Source organism: Pseudomonas sp. GW456-12-10-14-LB2 (genome assembly GCF_002884345.1).
GTDB lineage: Bacteria > Pseudomonadota > Gammaproteobacteria > Pseudomonadales > Pseudomonadaceae > Aquipseudomonas > Aquipseudomonas paraglycinae.
On record NZ_POHV01000044.1, the window covers coordinates 31,254 to 45,725 of the forward strand.

14 protein-coding genes are annotated in these 14,472 nt (G+C 61.0%); 8 read left to right on the forward strand and 6 right to left on the reverse strand.

The window, feature by feature from the left end; all coding sequences use genetic code 11:
• Positions 1-17 precede the first annotated feature (17 nt).
• From C1X29_RS24655 to C1X29_RS24675, 5 genes are read right to left on the reverse strand one after another with little or no spacing between them, the layout of a single operon-like run.
• The gene (locus C1X29_RS24655) at positions 18-1,043 is read right to left on the reverse strand and encodes a polysaccharide biosynthesis/export family protein (protein ID WP_085748435.1); all 1,026 of its coding nucleotides are present in this window, start codon (positions 1,041-1,043) and stop codon (positions 18-20) included.
• Between the two features lie 21 nt (positions 1,044-1,064).
• Positions 1,065-1,712 carry a CpsD/CapB family tyrosine-protein kinase gene (locus C1X29_RS24660; RefSeq protein ID WP_102718582.1) on the reverse strand — a complete coding sequence of 216 codons (648 nt, stop codon included), beginning with the start codon at positions 1,710-1,712 and terminating at the stop codon, positions 1,065-1,067.
• Entirely contained in the window at positions 1,712-2,458 is a 747-nt protein-coding gene (locus tag C1X29_RS24665) for a sugar transferase (RefSeq protein ID WP_085748434.1), read from the reverse strand. The genes C1X29_RS24660 and C1X29_RS24665 overlap by 1 nt, the downstream gene beginning before the upstream one ends.
• An 18-nt stretch (positions 2,459-2,476) precedes the next feature.
• On the reverse strand, positions 2,477-3,514 hold the full coding sequence (locus tag C1X29_RS24670) for an NAD-dependent epimerase/dehydratase family protein (protein WP_102718583.1): 1,038 nt from the start codon (positions 3,512-3,514) through the stop codon (positions 2,477-2,479).
• Complete coding sequence (locus tag C1X29_RS24675) at positions 3,511-4,863, reverse strand: UDP-glucose/GDP-mannose dehydrogenase family protein (protein ID WP_102718584.1); 1,353 nt, start codon at positions 4,861-4,863, stop codon at positions 3,511-3,513. Before C1X29_RS24675 ends, C1X29_RS24670 begins: the two co-directional genes overlap by 4 nt.
• Before the next feature lie 382 nt (positions 4,864-5,245).
• Here C1X29_RS24675 and C1X29_RS24680 point away from each other — a divergent pair, with 382 nt between their 5' ends.
• The 7 genes from C1X29_RS24680 (at position 5,246) to C1X29_RS24710 (ending at position 12,360) form a co-directional block, all read left to right on the forward strand.
• The gene (locus tag C1X29_RS24680) at positions 5,246-6,943 is read left to right on the forward strand and encodes a sulfatase-like hydrolase/transferase (RefSeq protein ID WP_102718585.1); all 1,698 of its coding nucleotides are present in this window, start codon (positions 5,246-5,248) and stop codon (positions 6,941-6,943) included.
• Positions 6,944-6,993: 50 nt separating this feature from the next.
• Positions 6,994-7,647: an ABC transporter ATP-binding protein gene (locus tag C1X29_RS24685; protein WP_102718586.1), complete on the forward strand. Its 654-nt coding sequence runs from the start codon at positions 6,994-6,996 to the stop codon at positions 7,645-7,647.
• On the forward strand, positions 7,644-10,115 hold the full coding sequence (locus C1X29_RS24690; protein ID WP_102718587.1) for an FtsX-like permease family protein: 2,472 nt from the start codon (positions 7,644-7,646) through the stop codon (positions 10,113-10,115). The genes C1X29_RS24685 and C1X29_RS24690 overlap by 4 nt, the downstream gene beginning before the upstream one ends.
• Entirely contained in the window at positions 10,105-11,172 is a 1,068-nt protein-coding gene (locus C1X29_RS24695; RefSeq protein WP_102718588.1) for a lipocalin-like domain-containing protein, read from the forward strand. The genes C1X29_RS24690 and C1X29_RS24695 overlap by 11 nt, the downstream gene beginning before the upstream one ends.
• Before the next feature lie 86 nt (positions 11,173-11,258).
• Positions 11,259-11,501 carry a hypothetical protein gene (locus C1X29_RS24700; protein WP_007956199.1) on the forward strand — a complete coding sequence of 81 codons (243 nt, stop codon included), beginning with the start codon at positions 11,259-11,261 and terminating at the stop codon, positions 11,499-11,501.
• 11 nt (positions 11,502-11,512) lie between these two features.
• Positions 11,513-11,692: a hypothetical protein gene (locus C1X29_RS24705; protein ID WP_102688551.1), complete on the forward strand. Its 180-nt coding sequence runs from the start codon at positions 11,513-11,515 to the stop codon at positions 11,690-11,692.
• Positions 11,693-11,775: 83 nt separating this feature from the next.
• The gene (locus tag C1X29_RS24710; protein WP_102688552.1) at positions 11,776-12,360 is read left to right on the forward strand and encodes a hypothetical protein; all 585 of its coding nucleotides are present in this window, start codon (positions 11,776-11,778) and stop codon (positions 12,358-12,360) included.
• Between the two features lie 326 nt (positions 12,361-12,686).
• Here the strand turns inward: C1X29_RS24710 and C1X29_RS24715 are convergent, their stop codons facing one another.
• Entirely contained in the window at positions 12,687-13,508 is an 822-nt protein-coding gene (locus C1X29_RS24715) for a glycosyltransferase family 2 protein (protein ID WP_102718589.1), read from the reverse strand.
• A 244-nt stretch (positions 13,509-13,752) separates the two neighbouring features.
• Here C1X29_RS24715 and C1X29_RS24720 point away from each other — a divergent pair.
• Positions 13,753-14,472, forward strand: a 720-nt coding sequence (locus tag C1X29_RS24720; protein WP_102718590.1) for a VanW family protein, incomplete at its 3' end; no start/stop codon positions are given.

Sequence of the window (14,472 nt, forward strand, 5' to 3'; positions counted from 1 at the left end):
GGTCGGTCACCTGAGAGTCAGTTGTTGTTGCTGTCTTTGTTGTCGACGCGGTAGCCGAAGCTGAAGCCCACGCCCTGGAACAGCACCACGTCGGCCAGTTGCCGGGCGAGTTCGCCGGCGCTGGCCAGTTTGGTTTTCGGCACGTACAGCATGTCGTCCGGTTGCAGGTAGGCGATTTGCGGCGCCTCGCCCGACAACGCTTTCTCGACGTCGTAACGCACGGCCTGCACCTGATTGCCGTTGCGCCGCATGATCACCACCGAATCGAGCCGCGCCTTGACGTTGGTGCCGCGCGCCAGGGTCAGCGCCTCAAGCACCGACACCGGCCGGCGGATCGGGTAGGAGCCCGGCTGGCCGACTTCGCCCAGCACGTAGATCTCGTTGCCGGCGGTGGACTTGAGCAGCACGTCCACGGTCATCCGGCCCGGCAGTTGCGCGTACTTTTTGTTGAGGAAGGCTTCGAGCTGGTTGACGGTCATGCCTTGAAGCGGCACCGCGCCGATTTCCGGGAAGCTCGCGTAGCCGTCGGTGCCGACGGTGATCTCGCGGCTCATGCCGGTGGCCGGGTGGTTGAGCGCGCTTTTCAGGTTCTGCTCGTTGGTCAGCGGGCTGATGATCTGCACCGTCAACTGATTGCGGTTGGGCTGGAACAGCTGTTTGCGTTGATAGGCGCGCTGGATTTCCTGGCGCGCTTCTTCGCTGGTCAGCCCGGCGATTTTCACCGAGGTGTTGGCGCCCGGCAGTTCGATGGTGCCGTCCGGCAGCACCAACTGGTTGCCATTGAGCTGGCTGGCAGCAGTGAAGTTAAGTCCGATCTGGTCCCCCGACTGCACGCGATAAGCGTCCGAGCCGCTGGTGCTGATGTGGAAGATCACGTCCAGCACATCCTGCGGGCGCAGGGTCTGCTCGATCTTCGGCATGTCGGTGGCCTGGGAGTTGGCCGGGGTGGCGGTGAGAATGTTCACCGGCATGTTCTGGGTTTCGGAGGTGCTCGAGCAGCCTGCAAGCGGCAGCATCAGCAGCACAAGAATCCTGGCGTTCATGGCGTCATCCTTTGCGGTTGCTTACAGGTTTTTGTAGAGCCATTTAGGCATGTAGTACTTGCGCCGGTTGAACACGCTGCCGACCACTTTGGCCCCGGCCTGGGTCAAGCGCTGCACTGCCGCCTGGGCGACTTCCCAGCGGGTGTCTTCGGCGCGTACCACGAACACCACGCCGTCGACCTGGGTGCTGATGACCAACGTGTCGGCGGCCGAATACACCGCGTCGCCATCGATCACCACAAAGCGGTACTGAGCGCCCAGTTGATCCAGCAGCGGGCTCAGGCTCTCGGCAGTCAGGTGTTCAGTAGTGCGGATCGGCCGGCCATTGGGCAGCACATGAAACGGCAGGCTCGACACCTGCACCACGCAGTCCTGCAGCAGCGGCGGGTTGTCCGGGTTGAACAGCAGGTCGCGCAGGCCGCGCTCCTTGCTCAGGTTCAGTTGCTGGGTCAGGTTGCTCGCCGACTGGCTGGCGTCGACGTACAGCACCTGGCCGCTGCTCATCTGCGCCAGTTGACTGGCCAGCGCCAGGGCGCTGGTGGTGGTGCCGGCGCCGGGGTTGGCGGCGGTCAGAAACAGGATCCGCAGATCCAGGTCCAGCACGGTCGAGGTCAGGTTCGACTCGCTGGGGCTGGCAATGCTCAGGCTTTTGTTGGTTGAACCGTCCATTAGCTTGCTCCGTGGCCGCTGAATACTTTGAAGGGGGTTTTCAACAGAATCTTCAGATCAAGCAGAAGGCTCTGCTCGGCGATATAGCTGAGGTCCAACTCAACGCGCTGGTCGAAGTCGATGTTGCTGCGTCCTGAGATCTGCCACAGGCCGGTCATGCCGGGGTAGATCGCCAGACGGGCGAGGTGACTGTCCTTGTAGCGGTAGGCGTTGAACGAGGTCGGGCGAGGGCCGACCAGGCGCATGTCGCCGGTCACTACGTTGATCAGGTTGGGCAGCTCGTCGAGGCTGGTACGCCGCAGGAAGCCACCGATCCCGGTGATGCGCGGATCCTGGTCGATCTTGAAGTCGATGGCGTCGGCACCGTGCTTGTTCAGGTGACGCAGCGACTCCTTGAGCTCTTCGGCGTTGGCGACCATGGTCCGGAACTTGTACATACCGAACTTGCGCCCGCGATAACCGGTGCGTTTCTGCACGAACATCACCGGGCCCTTGCTGGTGAATTTGATGGCCAGCGCCAGACCGATCAGCAGCGGCGAAATCATCAGCAGAATCGTCAGCGCACCGAGGCAGGCGACCACCCGATTGGTGCGCGACAGTTGCCACGGCCGACCGCCCTCGCGACCGGTCATCCAGCCCTGGCCCTGGCGATGGATGGCCGCGTCCAGGCGCATTCGCTGTTCCGGATCCATGCGTTTGTCACGCACCAGTTGTTGGATCGGTACACCTTTCTCAAGTCCAGTCATGGAGTCCTCCGCTGATGTTCAGCCGCGAACGGCGCGTGGGCGATAGGCAGTGGGGTAGTAATCGCGGAACCAGGCGATGAACCGCCCCAGTCCCTCATCCAGCTCTATCCGGGGCTGAAACCCGGTGGCCTGGGCCAGGTCGCTGGCCTCGGCGCAGGTATTGAGTACGTCGCCCGGCTGCAGCGGCAGCAGCTCGACCACGGCTTTCTGGCCGAGGTGTTTTTCCAGTAGGGCGAGGTAGGTTTTCAGCGCCACCGGGTGCTGGCCGCCGATGTTGAACAAGCGCCACGGCGCCATGCTGCTGGCCGGGTCGGGTTGTTCGCGGTTCCACTCGGGATTGGCCCGGGGCGCCCGCTCGATCAGGCGCGCGATGCTTTCGATGATGTCGTCGATGTAGGTGAAATCGCGCTGATGCTCGCCGTAGTTGAACAGCTTCAGTGGCGAGCCTTCGCTGATCGCCTTGGCGAACTGGATCGGCGACATGTCCGGCCGGCCCCACGGTCCGTAGACCGTGAAAAAGCGCAGCCCGGTGCAAGGGATGCCGAACAGGTGGCTGTAGCTGTGGGCCATCAATTCATTGGCTTTCTTGGTCGCGGCGTACAGTGACAGCGGGTGATTGACGCCGTCCTGCACCGAGTAGGGCGTGCGCTGGTTGGCGCCGTACACCGAACTGGACGAGGCGTAAATCAGGTGCTCGACCGGGTGCCGGCGGCAGCACTCCAGAATGTTCAGGAAACCGTCGAGGTTGCTGTCCAGATAGGCCCGTGGATTCTCCAGCGAATAGCGCACCCCGGCCTGCGCGGCGAGATGGACCACGACTTGCGGCCGCTCGCTCGCGAACAATGCTTCCAGCGCCGCAGCATCTGCCAGATCAACCGTGGCGAGCTGGACATCGCCAATTTGCCCGCGCACCCAGTCCACCCGATCGCGCTTGAGCTGCGGGTCGTAGTAGCTGTTGAAGTTGTCCAGGCCGATCACCTGATGGCCGTCGCGCACCAGCCGCAGCACGCCATGAGCACCAATGAACCCGGCCGCACCGGTGACGAGGATTTTCATGGCCGCAACCCGTCAGGCGCGATGTGGCGCAGACCGATGCCGCTGTAGTGCAGGCCGGCGGCTGCCACTTGTTCCGGGTTGTAGAGATTGCGTCCGTCGATGATGACTTTCGAGCGCAGCTTGCTGGCCAGCAGCTCGAAATCCACCACGCGGAAATTCTTCCACTCGGTGCAGATCACCAGTGCGTCGGCGTCTTCCAGGGTGTCGTCGCGGGTGGCGCACAGGTGCAGGTCATTGCGGTATCCGTAAATGCGCCGGCATTCGGACATCGCTTCCGGATCGTAGGCCTGCACGCTGGCGCCTTCGGCCCACAGCGCCTCCATCAGGTAACGACTCGGGGCTTCACGCATGTCATCGGTGTTCGGCTTGAACGCCAGGCCCCAGATCGCGATCGACTTGCCGGCCAGGCCCTGAGGGAATTGCGCCCTGAGTTTGCTGAACAGGATGTGCCGCTGCGCATCGTTGACATCGGTTACGCTGCGCAGCAGTTTCAGCGGCATGCCATTGTGTTCGGCGGTGTGCAGCAGGGCGCGCAGGTCCTTGGGAAAGCACGAGCCACCGAAGCCGCAGCCCGGGTAGATGAAGTGATAGCCGATGCGCGGGTCGGAGCCGATGCCCTTGCGCACCGCTTCGATGTCGGCGCCGAGTAGTTCGGTGAGGTTGGCCAGCTCGTTCATGAAGCTGATGCGGGTGGCGAGCATGGCGTTGGCTGCGTACTTGGTCAGCTCGGCGCTGCGGTTGTCCATGAACATCAGTTTTTCGTGGTTGCGGCAGAACGGCGCGTACAGCTCGCTCATCTGCTCGCGGGCCAGGTCATCGTGGGTGCCGACGATGATCCGGTCCGGCCGCATGCAGTCGGCGAGGGCGCTGCCTTCCTTGAGAAATTCGGGGTTGGACACCACCCGCACTGCCAGAGCGCTTTTGCCACGCCGTTGCAGTTCTTCTTCAGCAGTGTGCAGCACCTGATCCGCCGTGCCGACCGGCACCGTGGATTTGATGATCAACGTGCGATCGTCTTCCATGAAGCTGGCGATCTGCCGCGCCACGTTGAGCACATGGCTGAGGTCGGCGGAGCCGTCTTCGTCGGCCGGCGTGCCCACGGCGATGAAGATCAGCCCGGCATGTTCCACCGCATCGCTGGCCTGGGTGCTGAACAATAAACGCCCGGCCTTGATGTTTTCTTCCAAAGTTGCCGAAAGACCCGGTTCGCTAATAGGCGGTACCGCCTGTTGCAGTTGTTTAATCTTGTTCGGGTCAATATCGACGCACAATACGCGATGTCCGACATCGGCAAGTGCGGCTGCTTGTATCAGGCCAACATAGCCCGTACCAAATACGCTCACGTCCATATTGGCGTGCCTCGTAAGACGGTGATGGAAGATCGAAAATGGAACTGTCAAAAGGGGTATAGCGCAGCGTGGGAAAAGCGTGTCAGCAAAATGACATGTTGCAAGGGTATAACACCCCCATTTTTGGGGGCGAAAGGCCATCAAGTGCTTGCTGTAGATGGATTTGTCCCGTTCTTGACGCGTTCGAAGAAAACGATAAACGGTCGTAGGCCACGAATTTCAAGGGTTTTAGCGACTTGGGTGTGTCAGATTTGAGTCAACGGTTTTTTGACGCTTTTTGATTATGTCCGACATTTCTTGCGCTTTAATGGCCCGGTGCTAGTGTCAGATTTTGACCGACAAACCCTTGACAACCTCTCGTCGGACGCGCCCCGGAATCGCCATGTTTCGATATCTGAAAGAACTGCTTTTAATTATTTATCTGTTGCTTTATTTCGAATATTACCTTGACCGCTTAAATGCGATGGGTATTGGTCTGGCAGTACTTCTTTTTGGCGCGATGTTTTTGACGCTGACTTTCGCATTATTACTAACAGCCTATATACGTCAGACTTTCATTCGGCATTTGTTCGCATTAACCCTGTTTATTTCGGCGGTGTTTTTCGATGTTTATACGAGGGTGACGGCCGATTACCTGACCTACAGCAGTTTCGTCTCGCTGGTGTATTCCGGCGGCTTCATTCAGGAAGCGGCGTATCAGTACCGGGGGGCGATCATCCACGGACTGCTCAACGGCTTGCTGCTGTTGTTCGGAATCGGCCTCAAGCCTCGGCACGCGATGCCCGTACCCAATGCCTTGCGGATTGCTGCGCCGCTCTGCGGTGTGTTGCTGCTCAGCGCCGTGTTGTTCGTGCGCGCCGGCGAGGGTGCACGCGGGTTGCCGATCATGTACACGCCGCTGGCCTATCTGAATTTGTTCGGCTACGAAGCGCTGCACAACACCGTCGGCCCGCGTGAGCCGGTGACCCTGGCGCGCAATGGCCCGGCGGTTGGTCACGACATCGTGCTGATCATCGACGAGAGCATTTCCGGCAATTACCTGGACATCAACGCGCCATTCGGTGTGCACAGCAACCTCAAGCAGGTCCGTCCGGGCGTGCAGATCTTCAATTACGGCTACGCGGCGTCCATCGCCAATTGCAGCGCCGACACCAACATCACCCTGCGCTACGGCGGCACCCGCGCCGACTACATGCGGATCAACAGCACGCTGCCGTCGATCTGGCAGTACGCGAAAAAGGCTGGCCTGCGCACGGTCTACATCGACGCTCAGCGCACCGGCGGCAACCTGCAGAACCTGATGAACGATGCCGAGAAAAAGGACATCGACGAATTCCTGCAATTCGACCAGACCAGCGTGCGCGACCGCGACATGGCTGCCGCCGCCAAGCTGATCGAACTGCTCAACGACGGTAAACCGGAGCTGGTGCTGATCAACAAGGTCGGCGCGCATTTCCCGGTACACGACAAATACCCGGACGCCTTCATGGCCTACCGCCCGACCTTGCCCCGCGGGCAGTTCACGGAAGTCGCCGACACCGGTGAACGCACTGGCTTCAACGGCCAGCCGGATGACTGGGTGCTGTATCGCAATGCCTACAAAAACACGGTGCTGTGGAATGTCGGCGAGTTTTTTTCGCGGGTGTTTGCCCAGGCCAATCTGAACAACGCGCTGCTGATCTACACCTCCGACCACGGCCAGGATCTGCACGAACGCGGCAATCCCGGGCTCAACACCCACTGCGGCGGCGACCCGGTGGAGGAAGAAGGGCTGGTGCCGCTGGTAGTGATTCAGGGCGATCAGTTGCAGACACTCGACTGGTCGGCGCAACTGGCGGCGAACAAGGATCGCTCCAGTCACTACAACATCTTCCCGACCCTGTTGCAGTTGATGGGCTACGACCTGCCGGGAATCGAAGCGGTGTACGGCAAACCGCTGAGCGTGGCGACGGCGGATGAATTCACCTTCAATTACCGCTTCAACGCGCGGCTGGGGGCCAAACCCGAGTGGAAGCACATCGACCTGAACAGCATCGTCACGCCGGGTGAGGCGCCGACGAGTGTGGCGGTGGGGCAGTAACGCGTCGGTATCCGCTATCCTTGGCCCACACGGATCGATCGGATGGCGGCATGCTCCAGGTTCAAAACGTCTTCAAAAGCTACCTCACCCCGCAAGGCCCGTTGCCGGTGCTGCAAGGCATCGACCTGACGCTCAAGCCCGGCAGCAGTCTGGCGCTGATGGGCGAGTCGGGCAGCGGCAAGAGCACGCTGCTGCACCTGATCGCCGGGCTCGACAAAGTCGACAGCGGCATCATCAGCAGCGGCGAACATCGGCTGGATCGCATGAACGAGGCGCAACTGGCCAATTGGCGGCGCACGGAAATCGGTCTGGTGTTCCAGCAGTACAACCTGATCGGCAGCCTGCGGATCGAGGACAACCTGGCGTTTCAGGCGCGGCTGGCCGGGCGGCATGATCCGCGCTGGCAGCATCATCTGGTGCAGCGCCTGGGGCTGGGCGAGTTGCTCAAGCGCTATCCAGAACAACTCTCCGGCGGCCAGCAACAGCGGGTCGCGCTCGGTCGGGCGCTGGCCGCGCAACCGAAACTGCTGCTGGCCGACGAGCCCACGGGCAGCCTCGACGAAGCCACCAGCGACGAAGTGTTGCGGCTGTTGCTGGAATTGCTCGACGACACCCCGACCACTTTGCTGATGGTCACCCACAGTCAGCGCGTGGCAGCTCGGCTGGCGGAGCGCGTGGTGCTGTCCAGCGGTCGGTTGACGTGAAGGTTTTCCGTCACGCGCTGATGGCGCTGCTCAGTCACTGGCGGCGCCATCCGGTGCAGTTTTTCAGCGTGCTGACCGGTTTGTGGCTGGCCACCAGTCTGTTGACCGGGGTCGAAGCGCTCAACAGTCAGGCGCGGGACAGTTACGCCCGGGCCAGCCAGTTGATTGGCGGCGAACCCCAGGCCAGCCTCAGTACGCCAAACGGCGCGACGTTTCCGCAGCAATGGTTCGTTGATCTGCGGCGTCTGGGCTGGCCGGTGTCGCCGGTGCTGCAAGGGCGCCTGATTCTTAAAAATCACGAAAACCAGCGCCTGCAATTGATGGGCATCGAACCGGTGTCGTTGCCCGGCGACAGCGCGGTGGCCGGACAGGCGATGCCGATCGAGCGCATCGTCGAGTTCTTCAGCCCGCCGGGCAGCACCTGGATTTCTCCCGAAACCTTGCGGGCGCTGAACCTCGCCGAGGGCGCGACCCCGGCCAGCGAAACCGGCCAGACGCTGCCGCCGCTGCGGGCGCAAACCGACATGGCCCCCGGCGTGCTGCTGGTGGACATTGGCGTCGCTCAGCGCGTGCTCGAACAGCCCGATCAACTGTCACGCCTGCTGCTGCCAAAGGATTTTCACGCCGACGTCCCGGCCGCGTTCAAGGGCCAGTTGCAGCTCAAGAGCAGTGGCGAGGAAAACAACCTTGCGCGACTGACCGAAAGCTTCCACCTCAACCTCGATGCGCTCGGGTTTCTCTCGTTCATCGTTGGATTGTTCATTGTTCACGCGGCCATCGGTCTGGCGCTGGAACAGCGCCGGGGATTGCTGCGCACCTTGAGAGCCTGCGGGGTCAGCGCGCGGATGCTGATCGCTTGCCTGATCGTAGAACTCGGCGCGTTGGCGTTGATCGGCGGGTTGTTCGGCGTGGTCAGCGGTTACTGGCTGGCGAGCGTGCTGTTGCCGGACGTCGCTGCCAGCTTGCGCGGTCTGTACGGCGCGGAAGTGGCGGGGCAGTTGCGCCTGAGTCCGTGGTGGTGGTTCAGCGGCATCGGCTTGAGTCTGCTCGGCGCGTTGCTGGCCGGGGCCAACAGCCTGCTGCGGGCGGCGCGTCTGCCGTTGCTGGCAGTGGCGGATCCGCAGGCCTGGCATCAGCAACATGCGCGCTGGTTGCGGCGTCAGGGTTGGGTCGCGGGTATCTGTGCAGTGATTGCGCTGGCGGCGTTGGTGTGGGGCAACAGCCTGGCCAGTGGGTTTGTGTTGATGGCGGGGCTTTTGCTCGGAGCCGCGCTGGCGCTGCCGGTGTTGCTCAGCGCGCTGCTCAACGGTTTGCTCGGTCGCAGCCGCTCGGTGCTCGGGCAATGGTTTCTCGCCGATTGCCGCCAGCAATTGCCGGCGCTGAGTCTGGCGTTGATGGCGCTGCTGCTGGCGATGGCGGCAAACATCGGTGCCGGCAGCATGACCGCCGGTTTCCGCCAGACCTTCAACGACTGGCTCGAACAACGGCTCACCGCCGAGCTTTATCTGAACCCAAGCAACCCGGCTCAGGCGCGAGAGCTGTACACCTGGCTCAAACAGCAACCGAGCGTCACCGCGATCATGCCCAACTGGCAGGTTTCGGTGTCGCTGCAAGGCTGGCCGGCGGACGTGTTCGGGATCATCGATCATCCGCACTATCGTCAGCACTGGCCGTTGCTCGAATCTCGAGGAGACGACCCGTGGGCGGCGCTGGCCAATGACGATGCGGTGATGCTCAGCGAACAACTGGCGCGGCGCTTGAAAGTGACGCCGGGCGATCACCTGTCGATTCCCACGCCGGGCGGGTCGTGGTCGCCGCGCATCGTCGGCATCTACGCCGACTACGGCAATCCCAAGGGCCATGTGCTGGTCAACAGCAATCACCTGTTGCGCGGCTGGCCACAGCTGACGCCAAACCGCTTCAACCTGCGCATCGACCCGCCGAACATCCCGGCGTTGCTCACGGCCTTGCAGGCACGCTTCCAGCTTGATGACAGCCGGATCGTCGATCAGGCGCGGCTCAAGGGCTGGTCGGTGCAAGTCTTTGAACGCACCTTCGCCGCGACCGCTGCGCTGAATAGCCTGACGTTGGCTGTCGCCGGTGTGGCGCTGTTCATCAGCCTGCTGACCCAGAGCCAGAGCCGTCTCGGCCAGCTCGCACCGTTGTGGGCGTTGGGTGTGACGCGGCGGCAATTGATGCTGCTCAACCTCGGGCAAACGTGGCTGTTGGCGCTGCTGACGCTGGTGCTGGCCTTGCCGTTGGGCATCGGCCTGGCGTGGTGTCTGGACGCGGTGATCAACGTTCAGGCCTTCGGCTGGCGTCTGCCGCTGCGGGTGTTTCCATTGCAGTTGCTGCAACTGATGGGGCTGGCGCTGCTGGCGACGTTGCTGGCCTCGGCGTGGCCGCTGTATTCGCTGTACCGCACGCAACCGGCGGACCTGCTGAGGACGTTTGCTCATGAAGACTAGGTTTGCGCTGGTGTTTTTGGCGTTGTTGCTCAGTGGTTGCGATAACTCCGCACCGGAGCAGAAGGGCTTTGCCGGGATGGGCGCTCAGGCGCAGGCGTTTACGCCGGTGGTGCCGGGTCGGGTGTTCAGCTTCCCGGCGGATCACGGCGCCCATGACGGTTTTCGTATCGAATGGTGGTACGTGACGGCCAATCTCAAGGATGCGCAGGGCAACGATTTCGGCGTGCAGTGGACGTTGTTTCGCAGCGCTCTGAACGCCTCGCCGCCGCAGCCGGGCTGGGCCAACCAGACGATCTGGCTCGGGCATGCGGCGGTCACCTCGGCCAGCGTCCACCATGCCGCCGAGCGTTACGCCCGTGGCGGCGTGGGGCAGGCCGGCGTGCGTGCAGCGCCGTTCGAGGCGTGGATCGACGACTGGCGTTTCGTCAGTCAGGCGAGCGATCCGCTGGCCGACCTGCAACTCAGCGCCCGGGACAAGAACTTCAGCTACCAGCTGCGCCTGACCTCCAGCCGCCCGCTGGTGTTGCAAGGCGACAAGGGCTTCAGCCCGAAATCCGAACAGGGCCAGGCGTCGTATTACTACAGCCAGCCGTTTTTCCAGGCCAGCGGCACCCTGCAGATCGACGGCCAGACCTATACCGTCAACGGCCCGGCCTGGCTCGACCGCGAATGGAGCAGCCAGCCGCTGACCGCCAACCAGACAGGGTGGGACTGGTTCTCCCTGCATCTGGACGGCGGCGAACATGTCATGCTGTACCGCATGCGCCAGAAGGAAGGGGCGCCGTACCTGACCGGCACGTGGATTGCCGCCGATGGCCAGACCGAAACCCTGCACGCCGAACAGATCAAGCTGACCCCGAAGGACACTGCGAAGGTCGCCGGCCGTTCGATGCCGGTGCGCTGGTCGATCGACATTCCGCAAAAAAAACTGCAGATCACCCTTGATGCAATCAACCCCGACGCCTGGATGAACCTGCGCATTCCGTATTGGGAAGGGCCGGTGCGCCTGAGCGGCAACCGGGGCGGGCAGGGCTATCTGGAGATGACCGGGTATTGATTCCACGCGCCGTGCCGCGAAGGAATCGATTGGAACTCTGTCCGGGATGCCCCCTCTACCGAGGAACATGGCCGAGGATCCGATCCATGAGCGAGGAACTGAAATCTCCAGACCTGACGACCTGGCAGCAGATGTTTGACGATCAGACCTACTGGCAACAATCCCCGGATGCCCATTACTTCGATCTGCAGCGCATTGCTGACGATTTGCTTGGTCAAGGTGCCATCGATCTTGAGCAGTGGCAGATCCTCAGAGCCAAGGCCGATGACCTGCACAAGGACTCACCCGCCGTAAACGTTGCGCGGGAACTCGATGACCCGGAAGCCTGAGGAGGTACGAGATGAAGACTGTTCCTGATAGCGAGCACCCCGACGAACCTCGTCCGCCGGGTGAAACCGAGCGCGACAACGACGCACTGCGTCCCACCGATCCCAAACAGCGGCAGAACTCCGGTAAAGGCACCCCCAGTGGCGAGTCAACCGCGCAGGACACCGCGCAACGATCGCGGAGCAAACCCTGAAGGGCGTCTATGCTCAGTGGCACATCCGTCGCTGACCGCGTTGGCGATGGGTGCTGCCATCCATCACAGGGAATGTATCGCTTATGAAGCTCCAAGCACTGACGCACGCCATTGCACTTGCCACTGTCCTTTCTACTGCCAGCTTTTCGGCGGTGGCCGCCGATATACCGCTTTCGGCCGCTGTCGAGGCCGACCGGGTCACCACCAAAGTGCTGGCGGTTGACCCGGCCAATCATCAAGTGGTCCTGGAAGGCGCGGAAGGTCGCCAGGTGCACATTCAGCTCAGCGACAAGGCGAAAAACCTCGGTAATTTGAAAGTGGGTGATCTGGTTCAGATCGAAGTGACCCGCTCTGTGGCCGCTTATCTGGACACCGACGTGGATAAAGGTCTGCCAGGCTCTACCGAGCGCACGGGTGAACTGCGCAACGCCGTGGGCAGCAGCAACCCCGGTGGCGAGGCCTTCCGCCAGGTTCAGGTGCAACTGAAAATCACCAAAATTGATTTGGCGACAAACCAGGTCACCCTGGAAAACCCGTCGGGCCAGTCGAAAACCCTCAACGTCGAAAAGCCTGAGATTCAGGCCAAACTGAAAGATTTGAAAGTCGGGCAAAGCGTCGTGGTCACTTACACCGATGTATTAAAAGTGACCAGTCAGCATGAAAGTTGAGTATTGACTCTACAGAATGGCTGTTCTTGTACAAGTAATTGTATGAGAACAGTCATATGAAGTATTCGAGGTGATGATGTCAGAAAGTTTGTCGGGAAAAATCGGTAAGCAATGTCCTTTAACTTTTCAGTACATAAATTTCATCTTCAATTAGCACGACATATCCGCCAACTTCCATTAAAATCCCTCCCGTTCGCCCAGTGTCGGGGCTCTTTACCGGTGCATGGATTGCCAGGCCATTACACTGGGCGAACACCTCCTCGGAGTGGAAGCCAAAGAATTCAGATGCAGAAAGGGCGACTTTGAAGTCGCCCTTTTTTATTGTCTTACGATCTGGCGGGTCGCATGCGCTGTTGTAACTGAAGGCGCTTGAGCGTTTCCTGATACATGGTGGTGCGGCGGTGCTGTTTGCCGTATCCACCGATCGCGGCCACGGTGCCGGCCTGAATGTGATCCAGGTAGCGGAAGATCGTCCGCGGCGAGAGGCATTTGATGCCGTAGCCAAGGTTGCTTAAACGATCCTGCAGCGTGTATCCCGGGACCCGGTCGTCCATCGAAAAATGCAGCCCGTGAGCCTTGATCAGCCGTGCATTCCACAAGGTGCAGAAGCTTTTCAGGTGAGTTTCCCGGTAGGGTTTTGGATCTCGGGAGGGTAACCCCAAGTGCTGTTTTGCTCGGCGGAAATAGTGTTTGAAATAACGCGAAGACAAACGCCAGCTGTCTCTAAGGACGCCGCGATCCAATTGTTCGACGCAACCGACCGCCGCGGTATCCAAAGATTGCATGCACTCATTCATCATCATCGAAAAGACAGTACTGTCAAAAACGAAAGTGTCGGTGTGCAGCAAAAACAGGTAATCGGTTTCAACTTTCGCAAGTGCCAGATCAAGTGCCTTGCCATGAGCAATATGCCCCGCTTCCTTGCCGGGAGAAGGGCGCTCGATCAAGTTGATCCAGTCCAGAGAGCGCAAGTAAATCAGGCTTTCATCGGCGGAATCGTTGTCCACCACCCACACCGGAATTTGATGCTCCTTGACGTACTGCTGGAGAAACTCCAGGCACATCCGGGTTATTTCCGGCGTCTTGTAATTGACCAATACAAGACTGAAGGCGGGCAGTTGTTTAGAGGTGGAATCGATCGCACTCATGGTCCGGGCTCACTTCAAGTTGAAGGGTTCTGCTGACGGCAATCAGCACACAGAACCGCTGCTTTGTGGCCTGGATGGTAGGGACGTAACCTTAGTTGAAGCTTAATTTCCGAGCGCCCGGGCCGGGCGACTTGTTACGGCTTGCGACACCGGCGAGGCGCTTGGCGATCAAGCGCGGTTCCACGGTAAGATGCGCCGCCATTTCAAGTTCAAGGAAGACAACGGCCCGCGCCGTTCGCCAAGGATGAAACCACTTTCCCTCTACCACCCGGCCCTTTACTGGCTGCGCGTGTGGCAAAAAAGACTGTTCCGCCACATCGCCTGGCACTGCTCGAGCAAACGCTACGCGCGGCCTGCCACGACGTCCGAGCGCCTGCCTTACCGCTACCTCAAACACACCTCAAAACTGGTCCGCAAACTCGGCGACTCCGACCTCGCGCTGCAACACAACAAAGTCATCAACCTCAAACTCGCCGTCGCCGCCATCGACGGCGTCACCATCGCCCCCGGCGAATATTTCTCCTTCTGCCGCCTCGTCGGCCGCCCGACCCGCCAACGCGGCTACGTCGAAGGCATGGAACTCTCATTCGGCGAAGCCCGAACCGGCATCGGCGGCGGCATCTGCCAACTCAGCAACCTCATCCACTGGATGGCCATTCACTCACCCCTGGTCGTCATCGAACGCGCCAACCACAGCTTCGACCCCTTCCCGGACGACGGCCGCGTCCTGCCATTCGGCTCCGGCGCGGCGATCTTCTACAACTACATCGACCTGGTACTGCACAACCCGACGGATCGCAGCTTTCAGCTGAAGCTGAAGGTCGGGGAGACGCAGCTGGAGGGGGAATTGTTGTGTGATCGGGAGCGGGCTTATCGGTATCACGTGTTTGAAGTGGGGCATCGGTTTGTGCGGGAGGGGGCGCGGGTGTATCGGGAGAATGAGATTTGGCGGGAGGTGAGGGAG